Source organism: Herbiconiux sp. VKM Ac-2851 (assembly GCF_013205105.1).
GTDB lineage: Bacteria > Actinomycetota > Actinomycetes > Actinomycetales > Microbacteriaceae > Herbiconiux > Herbiconiux flava.
The window spans coordinates 1,211,160-1,221,748 of record NZ_JABMLJ010000002.1; the positions used below are offsets into that span (position 1 = coordinate 1,211,160).

At 62.5% G+C, this 10,589-nt stretch carries 7 protein-coding genes; 5 read left to right on the plus strand and 2 right to left on the minus strand.

The features are described from left to right. Positions 1-53: 53 nt before the first annotated feature. From HQQ85_RS12335 to HQQ85_RS12345, 3 genes are all read left to right on the plus strand, one after another. Positions 54-659, plus strand: a complete 606-nt coding sequence (locus HQQ85_RS12335) for a hypothetical protein (protein WP_173182752.1) — start codon at positions 54-56, stop codon at positions 657-659. 126 nt (positions 660-785) lie between these two features. Then, entirely contained in the window at positions 786-3,017 is a 2,232-nt protein-coding gene (locus tag HQQ85_RS12340) for an acyltransferase family protein (RefSeq protein ID WP_256430672.1), read from the plus strand. Positions 3,018-3,137: 120 nt separating this feature from the next. Next, on the plus strand, positions 3,138-4,805 hold the full coding sequence (locus HQQ85_RS12345) for a polysaccharide biosynthesis tyrosine autokinase (RefSeq protein ID WP_173182754.1): 1,668 nt from the start codon (positions 3,138-3,140) through the stop codon (positions 4,803-4,805). A gap of 82 nt (positions 4,806-4,887) precedes the next feature. Here HQQ85_RS12345 and HQQ85_RS12350 read toward each other — a convergent pair whose 3' ends face one another. Both HQQ85_RS12350 and HQQ85_RS12355 read right to left on the minus strand, forming a co-directional pair. Further along, a complete protein-coding gene (locus HQQ85_RS12350; protein ID WP_173182755.1) occupies positions 4,888-6,306 on the minus strand; it encodes a polysaccharide biosynthesis tyrosine autokinase in 1,419 nt (472 codons plus the stop codon). Positions 6,307-6,727: 421 nt separating this feature from the next. After that, positions 6,728-8,116 carry an O-antigen ligase gene (locus HQQ85_RS12355; protein WP_173182756.1) on the minus strand — a complete coding sequence of 463 codons (1,389 nt, stop codon included), beginning with the start codon at positions 8,114-8,116 and terminating at the stop codon, positions 6,728-6,730. A 205-nt stretch (positions 8,117-8,321) separates the two neighbouring features. On the opposite strand from HQQ85_RS12355, the gene HQQ85_RS12360 reads away from it, so the two are divergent. Together HQQ85_RS12360 and HQQ85_RS12365 are read left to right on the plus strand one after the other, a co-directional pair. Then, on the plus strand, positions 8,322-9,431 hold the full coding sequence (locus tag HQQ85_RS12360; RefSeq protein ID WP_371741873.1) for a glycosyltransferase: 1,110 nt from the start codon (positions 8,322-8,324) through the stop codon (positions 9,429-9,431). After that, positions 9,428-10,588: a glycosyltransferase family 4 protein gene (locus tag HQQ85_RS12365; RefSeq protein ID WP_173182757.1), complete on the plus strand. Its 1,161-nt coding sequence runs from the start codon at positions 9,428-9,430 to the stop codon at positions 10,586-10,588. The genes HQQ85_RS12360 and HQQ85_RS12365 overlap by 4 nt, the downstream gene beginning before the upstream one ends. Position 10,589: the final 1 nt, after the last annotated feature.

Below are 10,589 nucleotides of genomic sequence, written 5' to 3' on the forward strand. Positions count from 1 at the left end.
AGCTAGACTGTATCAAGCGAGTTTCGCAATGCGAGTCTGTAGGAATTGAAGCCATGTTCGACGACCTATTCGGTAAGCCAACCCCTCCTCCCGGCCCACCAACCATCCTCTTCGTCTGTACCGGGAACATCTGCCGGTCTCCCCTGGCCGAGAAGGTCCTGCGTGCGCGTCTAGCGAACATGCGGGACGAGGGCCTGATCATCGCCAGTGCTGGGCTGCAAGGGGTGGTCGGTGCGCCGATGGACACCCTCCCCGGTGAGATCGCCCAACGAGCCGGCGCGGTCCAGGATCATGCGGCTCGTCAGATCACAGCGGCCATCCTCCGAGCATCGACCCTCGTGATAACCATGACGCGCGAACAGCGGGCCGAGATAGCCCGTGAGTTCCCCTTCGCCCTAAAGCGTACATTCACGCTTTCTGAATTCGTTCGAATCTTGGGGGAGCATCAGAAGCAGGTGCCGCTTCCGGGTTCGACGGAGGGCCGAGGCCTGTTCGAGACGGTACTGGATGCGTCGCGGTTCCGTGGCATGGTCACACTTACCGATTCCGACGACATCGCTGACCCCTATCGGCGGTCGGCTGAAACCCACGAACTAGTCGGTGCCCGCATCATCGAGCTCGTCGACGAGATGGCGCTTCAGATCGTTCCCGCTCACTGATCGCGGGCCGCAGAAGCCTCTGTGGCGTGCCCCTCGGGCGCCGCTACACCGCGTCTTGCGGCTCGGCCGCTCACGATATGCTTGCCGCCTAGAACCGGGGGGTCTTGAATGTCGTCAAGCGCAACGATGGGGGCTGAGTCACGTGTTGTCGCCGCGGGCTCGGTGTTGGTCAAACGAGACGTGAGACCCGACATCCAGGGGCTGCGAATGATCGCCGTGGTGGCCGTCATTCTCGACCACCTGGTCGGATGGCCGCTCGGCGGCTTCGCCGGGGTCGACATTTTCTTCGTTATCTCAGGTTTCCTGATCACCGGTCTGCTAATTCGCGAACATGAACGGACGAACAGAATCTCCTTCACGGGGTTCTACCGTCGACGGCTCAAGCGGATCGTTCCTGCCGCGACGGCGACGTTGGTCTTAACGATCATCGCGGCGTTCGTACTCTTCAACACCTCGCGTTTCGCTCAGACGGCGTGGGACGCCGCCTATGCCTTCCTCTTCTCAGCGAACTGGCACTTTGCAGCCGCGGGAACGAATTATTTCTCGGCTGCCGAACCTCCGTCACCGCTTCAGCACTTCTGGTCCTTGTCGGTCGAAGAGCAGTTCTACTTTGTCTGGCCATGGCTGATGGTTGGGGTACTGACCCTCGTCGGCCTCTGGACGAGAGCGGGTATGCGCCGGATGGTTCTCGGTATCGTAATGCTGCTGATCGTGGCCGGATCCTTCGGTTGGGCGCTACTCGACACCGTCGGGAATCCGACGGTGGCGTACTTCTCGACATTCACGCGTACGTGGGAGCTGGGGTTCGGCGCCCTCCTCGCCATTGCAGCGCCCTGGTGGGCCAAGTTGCCCACCGTCATTAGGCCGGTCTTCGGCTGGTTGGGGCTTTTCGGCATCGTCGCCTCATATTTCGTCATAAACGATTCAATTCCGTTTCCCGCGCCCTGGGCAGCTCTTCCTGTCATGGCGACGGGTCTCGTGATAATCGGAGGAAGCGGGGGCCGACAGCGATTCCTGTGGCCCCTGACGAACCGAGTCAGCGTCTTCATCGGAAACATCTCGTACTCTCTGTACCTATGGCACTTTCCAATCATGGTGTTTGCCGCGATCGTCATCGGAACCAACCCCTGGCTCTACTTCCCGCTGACCGTGGCTCTCATTGTCGTGTTCTCGATCGGATCGTATTACCTCATTGAGGAACCCGTCATGAGATCGCCTTGGCTTGAGCCGGCTCGGAGATCCGCTCGACACCAGAATTGGGTTTCATGGCGACAGCGGTTCGGCGCTCGGCTGAAGTTCGGCTGGCTCGGTGCACTGGCTGTCGCTAGCGCCGCGATCGTGGTGATGGGACTCGTCACCACCGAACACACGGTGAGGCCGTCGGCATCCTTTGCGGTGCCGACTACCGAGGCGCTGGAGCCTCTCGCAGATGGCGCGTCGGTCGACAGACAAGTCAAGACAGCTGCCGTGCTGGAACAAGCGTCGATCGAGGAAGCTCTTCAGGCGAAGTCGTTCCCGGAGCTCATGCCTCCGGTGAGTGATCTAGGTCTATCGGCGTGGTCGGACACAATGCGGGCCACGGCGTGCTTGAACGTCGATGCGTCAAACCTGGACGCATGTGCATATGGCCCCACGGACACAGGCAAAGACGTTGTGCTGTTCGGGGATTCCTTCGCAATGGCATGGCTACCCACGGTTCGCGCTGGGTTTGAAACCGATGGCTGGCGAGTTCACCAGCTCACGCGCGGTGAATGCCCGAGTATCGCCGTGGAGGTCGTGCACCAAGACTCGTCCGCCTACCCGGAGTGCGCTCCGTGGAGAGAATGGGCTCTTGAAACCATCGACCTCATCAACCCGGAACTCACAATTCTCGCGAGTGCGTATACGACGGCCGATCGAATGGCGTCCAACCCTTCGCCTCGAGAACTCCGGGTCGAGTTAAGAGTAGGCACGGCGTCCGTCGTCGATCGGGTCGTTGCATCGTCCGGTCGTACCATTGTGCTCGGATCGCCACCGATCGGTTCATCTCTCCGCGATTGCGCAGTTCCAGGCGCAACGCCGTCCGCCTGCATCGCCAAGATCGCCTTTCCGTGGACCGCGTTCGAGGAATCACAGCGCGCCGCGGTCGGTGAAGGACCTGCGGAGTATCTCTCCACCAAGTCCTGGTTTTGCGGGTCGGAAGACCGATGCCCCGCATTTGCGGCCGACACGCCCATTCGGACCGACGGAACACATCTGACGATCGAGTTCGCATCGTTGTTGGGACCTGTCTTGCGGGAGGCCGTGGGCGTCATGGCGAGCTCGGAAGCGGTTCCTGCCGCTGCGGCCGAACCGCGGGCGTCCGGTGGTGCTGGTTGAACCTATCGGGCGAGACTAGCCAGGCCGAGCCCATAGAATGTTGCAATTGAGCCGTGAGCGCTTCGGAGGGGCGAGGCTTCCCGCGCAACTCCTGGGCTCCTCGAACGAATAGAGGCACAGATGGAGCTGCGATCGTATTTCGGGATCGTCAGGGCGCATTGGATCGTCATCGTACTTCTGACTCTCGTAGGAGGGGCGGCTGGTTTCGGTTGGTCGCTGCTCCAACCACGGGTGTTCGAGGCTGACGCCAGCGGCTACGTGTCGGCCGGAAGTACTACCGACACGGGTAATGCCCTTGTCGGCGACAATCTCGCACAATCGAAGGTTAAGTCGTACATCGACATCGGCGCTTCTCGCGCCGTCGCACAGTATGCCATCGACAGCCTGGGACTCGAGGACGTCTCGCCCGAACAGCTGGTCAACCGGATTGCGGTGACGAACCCTTCGAGCACCGTGCTGCTCAAGGTGAGTGCGACCGGTGCGACGCCTGTAGCGGCACGGGACCTGGCTGAAGCGTGGTTGCGTGGCATAGCGGCGCAGATACAGACGATCGAGAACCCCGGGTCTGAAGCAGGTGCATCGACCGGGGTCGTCCAACTAGTGCCTCTGGACTCCGCTGTGTTACCGACCTCACCGACGTCGCCGAACACCCGTCTCGCCATTCTCGCGGGGCTTGTCGCGGGTCTCCTTCTCAGCCTGGCCTACGCGATCCTCCGGCATACCCTGGACCGACGCATTCGATCTGCAGAACTCGTAGAGAAGGAAACCGGGCTCTCCGTCATCGGCGCGATCCCGGTGGACCGTCGGTTTACGGATGACGATCGGCTTGTCTCGATGGACGGCGCTACGGATTACTCGAATTTGGGAGAGGACGACGCGGCGGTGGCCGAGGCGCTGCGCGAGGTGCGGACCAATCTGCAATTCATGGACGTCGACAACCCTCCGAGGGTGATCGTCGTGACGAGCCCGCTTCCCGGCGACGGAAAATCAACCACGATCGCGAACCTCGCTATCGCGCTTGCCGCCAGCGGTCAGCGGGTAATACTCGTTGACGCGGATCTGCGTCGGCCGACGGTTCATAAGACCTTCAATCTTGTCGGGGCAGCCGGCCTGACGGATGTCTTGGCCGGTCGGTCTGCCATCGCAGACGTTCTCCAGCCATGGGGTACGTCGGGGCGCCTGGCTATTCTGGCCTCCGGAAAGATTCCGCCAAATCCCAGCGAGCTTCTGGGCTCGGAGCGCATGCACAGTCTTCTCGCGGAGCTTTCGACGCACGCCATCGTCCTGATCGATGCACCGCCACTGATTCCGGTAACCGATGCCGCGATACTGACCCACAACACCGACGGGGCGCTGATCGTGGGCAGCGTTGGAAGGACGACCTACGAGGGCCTGAATAAGGCCCTGCAGAACCTCCAGAAAGCCAATGCCCGGCCGCTCGGCATCATCCTTAACCGCGTGCCCCGACGGGGTGGCGGATACGGGTATGGATACGGATACGGATACTCTTATCAGGCTCACGCTGACCAGCCAGAAACCCGGATCGAGGACGCGCCGCGGACCCTTGACGACGTCCACTCGACCCCCATCGCCAATTCGTTCAGGGGTGATCTGAACACCGCGGTTCGGGCGGACGCGGATGCAACTTTCGATAGCATCCTTTCGGACGGTGGCCTGACCGATGCGGGCGGCGCCCCGGGACACGGCCCGACTGAAGGGCTAGACAGAAGTGCGGCACCGCGGCTCCGATCGCGCCGGGACCTGCGACAGCAGATTCCGAAGTCCTGAGGGCATGCGACGCGCAGGCCACCTGGGAGATGATCGACGGCGGGAACCTAATGACGCGAATCGAGCTGGTGCGCGCCGGGCTCTAGGCGCGATCCCGTTTGTGCTGGGCCCTCGGAGATTCTGCTGCCGGTCGAGCTCCGTTGCCGTAGTAGCTGTACTCGGTACCCCCATAGGAATCCGGTCCCTTCGAGGGAAGCATGGTGACCACCACGCCAATGACCTTGCTGTCCGTCTGATTAAGGTTCCGGATGGCCGCTGTCAGCTGCGCCTTCCTCACTTTCCCTGCGGCCGCGACCACGATGGCCCCCGCGGTCAGACTGCTCAGCACCGCGGCGTCGGTAACCGGCAATAGTGGCGGCGAGTCCAGGAGCACGTAGTCGACTTGCTCGTTCAGGGCCGCCAATAGCTCGACCATGGCGTCCGATCCCAGGAGTTCACTCGGGTTCGGCGGCACGTCACCAGCAGGCAGAATGAATAATTCCTTCTCGCCCCAGCGCTGGAGGACGTCAGCGAGCGGAACGCGGCCGATGAGTACATCGGTCAGACCGACTGTCCCTTCAATGCCCATGTAGTCAGCCAGTCGGGGGAGGCGGAGGTCGGCATCGATCAACACCACCCGAGCGCCCGTCTCCGCCAAAGCGAGGGCCAGGTTGGCGGCGGTCGTGCTCTTACCTTCTCCAGATACCGACGAAGTTATGACGAAAGCACGCTGATCGCCGTTCACGTTCACGAACCGCAAGTTGGTACGCAAGCCTCGGAACGACTCCGCTCGGGGGCTACGGGGGTCGGCGTGGACGATCAGCGGGTGTGCGACGGAGTCCGCGTCGAAGGTCGTGCCCCCGAGTATCGGTACGTCGGTAACCGCCTCGACATCGTGGCGCCCATGTACCCGAGTATCGAGAACTGATCGCAGTATGGCCGCACCGGTGCCGATGATGAGTCCGAGAGCGGCGCCCAGAGCTATGTTCTGAGCGAGGTTGGGGCTGAAGGGCCGCGAGGGAGATATGGCTGGTTGAACCGTCTGCACCTTCACGAGGCTGGGGCCGCCGCCGAGAGGCTTCTCGAGGTCGTCCACGATCACCGTCTCGAAACTGCTCGCCGTGGCGTTGGCTATGTCGGCGGCCCGATTCGGATCAGTATCGACGACAGAGATGTCGATGATTACAGTGTTTGCGGCCGAGGTCGCCGTGATCTGTGATGCGAGTTCGCTCGGAGTGGTGGCTAGGCCCAGTTCTTGAATCACCGGTTCCAGTACGGACGGAGTGGATACCAGATCGAGATACGACCGCACCTTCTGCTGAGCATAGCTGTTGCCTGACACCAACTCCCCGGCGCTGGCGGTATCGGTGCTCTGAACCGAGACGAAGACCTTTGCCGCCGCTGAGTACTTGGGAATGGAAGCGATGACGAGCGCCGACCCGACGGCCACCCCCAATAGGAGCCCGACGACGATGTAGATCCAGCCTTTACGCAGCACCCAGATGTAGTCGTTCAAGGTCACTCGTTTGCTACCTCTCGTTGTCCACCGGTGCGATCGAGGACCCTGTCGTCAGCGCGATCAGGCCCTTCACCCTGCGTGCGATTCTTTCACACACATCTTCCGGTGCCGGCCTCGGCGGGCGTGACGCGCATGAGGTGTCCGGAACATCACGCTCGGAAACCTTGCGCACTGCACGACACAGAAGGTGAGATGTTCCCTTTCGAGGTCGAATCGAGAGCTGGGGAGGGACGAGGCGGTGGCTTTGCAGACGCTTCCATCCCGTGCCACTGGCGAACCATCCGATCATGCGGCTCCTTGATGCAGCGGTCGCCCCATGCCATCCGGCGCGTGTGACCCGGAGGGGTTCGGCGATACCGGTGCGGCCCCCGTGGTGTGTTCGCCTAGCACGGGGTGAGCAGTATCGGATGTCCTGCTAGGTGCCTCACGGCTGCGACCCGCCCGTGAGCTCCTTCACGGGCTCGTGGAGAGCGCTCGTCCCCAGCTCGGCTGCCTCCTCGTTGCGGAGAGCGGTCAGGGATAGTCCAACCAGCAACCAGACGAGGAAGCTCACGGCACCTTCCTGGAACGTGGGCAGAACTAACTGGCTCACGAGCGACGCGGCGAGAACCGCCGCACCGAGGAAGCCCAATGAGCTCTTGCTCGTCACGGACCGCCTAACGAGAACGAGCATCAAGATGACGAACAGTCCCAGCACGATGACTCCGGCTTCCAGGCCGATGAGGAGCCAGAAGCTTTCGACGTGGTAGGACTGCTCGTAATTGGCGGCTCGCGGGCCGACCAGGCCGAGGCCCACGCCGAAAGGGTTCTGGACGAGGGTTCTCAGACCCTCGTCCAAGCTCGAGGAGTGCCCACCCAGGGAAGGATCCCCACCGTCTCCGAGCTGGTTGGTTATGTACAGGCCGGCGCCCGCGAGCACCCCGATCGCCGCCAGCACCAGGAACGACACTGACAGCAGACTTGACCGGCTGTAGATGCTCCGAGCTGCGAGGACACATGCGAGAACGACTGCTCCGAGAAGGGCGCTTCTTGACCCCGACAGGATGATGGCCACCACCGGCAGGACGGACAACAGCATACGAACAGAACCACGGATACGCGGGAACAACCAGATCACGGCGAGCACACTCGCCATGACGACCGCCATCTCGTTGGGTGCGACGTAGGGACTGAATGCCCGCGGCCAGTTGCTTCCCGAGCTGAACAACGACGTGGGGAAGTCATCAGGGTTCGCGACCGGAAGCCGCCCGATGTCGAATAGCCACTCGAGGCCGCGTGTCCACGTCACTACTGCGACGGCGGCACTGATCTGTCCCATGACGAGCACCAGGGCGAGAATCCGGCGGACTGAGCCGACGTCCGCGATGGCCGGCACCGCGATCAAAAGGAGCAGAGGCTCATAGTCGTTTCGCCACCCGTAACTCGCCTGAAGAAAGTCGGGTGTGAAGATCGCTGACGCCATAGCCGAGACGACGGTGATGAAGACGAGGGCGACAACAGGCGCTGGCACCTGCTTCACCCGACCCGATATGAGGGCGACGAGGAGAATGCCGAGCAGGATGAAGTCTTTGGCCGCCCCGTAGAGCGTGGGAATGAAGGAGCCCTCTGTCACTTGCGAGACGAGACCGTTGAATGGCAGTAGGACGACAAGTGCATAGATCCCCGCGATGGGGAATCGCAACAGGACCGCGGTAGCGAACAAGACGACCGCTGCGATGAGGGTGTATTCGATACCGATGGCGATGACGATGAGGAAGAGTGCTGCCGCTCCAACCAGAGCTGTGATGACGCCGCTAGCCCCTCGTGATCTCACGGCCTCACCCCTTCTCTAGCGTCCCCCAATGACCATGGTAACGGCTAACGATCGCTGCGTCCGAAGAATCAATCTCCTTCCCGGAGCGGCGATCATTTCCCCAAAATGACCTTCAGATTAAGCTCGTGTGGCACTTGCGTAGGTTAGCGCGGGCGGGCTACTCGCGGCCGATAGGCTGGCTCGAGCGAAGACGGAGGGTCATCTGGTGGCACGCAGATCAGTCGCAATCATCGGCACACGAGGATATCCGAGCTACTACGGGGGTTTCGAGACCGCGGTGCGCCAGCTCGCGCCCTATCTTGCTGATGCCGGCTGGGATGTCACGGTTTATGGCAGGCGAGGGGCGACTGTCGACGCCGAAGCCAAACCCGGAGTCTCCACCAAGGTCACCTGGGGAGTCGAAGGAAAGTCGGTGAGCACGCTCAGCTACGGACTGAGTTCGACAATCGACGCGGCCCGCCGGAAGCCTGACGCGGCTCTGATCATGAATGTCGCGAACGGCCTCTGGCTACCTCTTTTGCGAGCCCGAGGGATCCCCACACTGATCAACGTGGACGGTATCGAATGGGATCGGGATAAGTGGGGGGGGCTTGCGAAACGGACCTTCATCGCCGGGGCGAAGTCGACAGCTCGATTCGGAGACCAGCTCGTCTACGACGCCGAGGAGATAGGCCGACGATGGCGGGCCGATTTTGGGGTCCGGCGCGGAGTCTTCATCCCTTACGGCGGCGACGTGCCCCAGGCTCTTCCTGTGGAGCCGGGCCTGGAACATCGACGGTACGTTCTGTTCGTTGCACGCTTCGTGCCAGAGAACACCACCTCAGAGTTCGTGGCGGCAGCCGAGGCCCTGGCGAGGGACACGAAAGTGGTCATCGTCGGATCCTCTGGATACGGAGGAGAGATCGAAGCATCCGTCAGGTCGCTGTCCGAACGAATGCCCAACGTTATATGGCTCGGACATATGCGAGATGACGCGCGGCTGAGTGCGCTCTGGCAACATGCCGGGGCGTATTTCCATGGGCACAGTGTGGGGGGCACAAATCCCGCTCTCGTTCAGGCAATGGCCTCCGGGGCGCCGGTGGTGGCGCGCGACACCCCGTACAACAGGGAAGTGCTCGCGGACTCCGGTGATTTCACCGCCCCGACACCCGCTGCCATCGAATCGGCCCTCCGCTCCGTGCTGAGCTCGGCGTCGAGACAGGAAAAGCTGAGCAGCAAGGCCGTGGCTCGCGCAGTCGAGCAGTATTCGTGGGCCCAGGTGAACGCCGGCTACGAGCGCGCGCTGGTGGACATCATCGAGGCGAAGCACCGATGAAGGTGCTCCTGGCGCATCCGGGCAGCGAGCTCTACGGTAGCGACCGTATGGCGGTCGCCGCTGTCGCAGCGCTCGTCGAAGCGGGGCACGTCGTCACCGTGGTCATCCCCGACCACGGGCCACTCCGTGGTCTCCTGGTGGAGGCGGGTGCCGCGGTAGAGGTAGTTGAGCTTCCGGTGCTGCGCAAGGCGCTGCTTCACCCACGGCCGCTCGCCGGCCTTCTCGCCCGGATGCCGAGGACACTCACGCTCGCCCGACGGATCATCGTGAAGAGGCAGATCGACGTCGTCTATGCGAACACGATCACGCAACCCTGGTGGCTCGTTGCAGCCCGTCTGTCAGGCCGCGCAGCTCTCGTTCATGTTCGAGAGGCGGAGACCGAAGTCCCGGTCATCGCTCAGCGACTACTTTTGGCGCCCTTAACGCTTGCGCATCTGGCGATCGCCAACTCGGAGTCGACGAAGCAGCACGTCGTGCAGCGCGGTTTCCGGATGGGCGCGAAGACTCGTGTGGTGTACAACGGTAAGGAGTGGAGCTCCTATTTCCGCTCGTCCTTCGCTGGAATCAGTGCCAAGCCGCAGTTGCTGTTCGTCGGTCGCCTTAGCCCGCGGAAGGGGCCGGATGTCGCCATCCGTTCGCTCGCCCTGCTTCTGGCGCGTGGAGTGGACGCGCGACTCACGATCGTCGGCTCAATCTTTCCCGGTTATGAGTGGTACGACGCCGAACTGCGAAAGCTTGCCGACGAGAGCGGCGTGAGTGATCGTGTCGAATTCGCCGGGTTCACCTCCGACGCGGCTCCGTATTTCGCTCGTGCAGATGTGATCGTGGTGCCTTCGCGAATCGAGCCGTTCGGCACGGTCGCGGCCGAGGGGATGGCTGCGGAACGGCCCACGGTCGTCTCGGAGGTTCAGGGCCTCGTGGAGATCGTCCATCGTGATGAGGTGGGTCTCACCTTTCCCGTCGGCGACCCCGAAAAGCTCGCCGATGTGCTCGAGAGGATCATCGGCGACCCAGAGCTGGCGCGTCGAGTGGCCGAGGAGGGCAGACGAAGCGTTCTCGAGCGGTTCTCGACTGAGGCCTACTCCCGAGGGATCGTGAGTGCCGTGGCCGAAGCATGTGCCCTCCGTAGCGGGCGCCGACAGAAGGACCGCACGTGAG

Excerpts from the sequence above, each read along its gene's own strand:
- HQQ85_RS12335 (WP_173182752.1), top strand. The coding sequence starts at position 54 with ATGTTCGACGACCTATTCGGTAAGCCAACCCCTCCTCCCGGCCCACCA.
- HQQ85_RS12340 (WP_256430672.1), top strand. The coding sequence starts at position 786 with ATGGGGGCTGAGTCACGTGTTGTCGCCGCGGGCTCGGTGTTGGTCAAA.
- HQQ85_RS12345 (WP_173182754.1), top strand. The coding sequence starts at position 3,138 with ATGGAGCTGCGATCGTATTTCGGGATCGTCAGGGCGCATTGGATCGTC.
- HQQ85_RS12365 (WP_173182757.1), top strand. The coding sequence starts at position 9,428 with ATGAAGGTGCTCCTGGCGCATCCGGGCAGCGAGCTCTACGGTAGCGAC.